1 protein-coding gene is annotated in these 382 nt (G+C 42.9%); it reads left to right on the top strand.

Annotated elements, in window-relative coordinates; all coding sequences use genetic code 11:
• On the top strand, positions 1 to 382 hold a 382-nt coding region (locus HZ297_RS11915; protein ID WP_218644637.1), incomplete at both ends, for a hypothetical protein.

A 382-nucleotide genomic window follows, 5' to 3' on the forward strand; every position in this document is an offset into this window, starting at 1 on the left:
GTGTATGAGTATCAGGATAAACCGGTTCAAGTCTATTCAAAAGCTACTGCGACGATTATGCAGGGATTGCTACGAGAAGTTCTATCCTCTCGTGTGACAACAACCTTCAAGTCTAACCTGACTTCTTTAAATCCTACTCTGGCTAATGCAGATTGGATTGGGAAGACTGGTACAACCAACCAAGACGAAAATATGTGGCTCATGCTTTCGACACCTAGATTAACCCTAGGTGGCTGGATTGGGCATGATGATAATCATTCATTGTCACGTAGAGCAGGTTATTCTAATAACTCTAATTACATGGCTCATCTAGTAAATGCGATTCAGCAAGCTTCCCCAAGCATTTGGGGGAACGAGCGCTTTGCTTTAGATCCTAGTGTAG

The sequence above is a fragment of the Thiomicrorhabdus cannonii genome (assembly GCF_013391695.1).
GTDB lineage: Bacteria > Pseudomonadota > Gammaproteobacteria > Thiomicrospirales > Thiomicrospiraceae > Thiomicrorhabdus > Thiomicrorhabdus cannonii.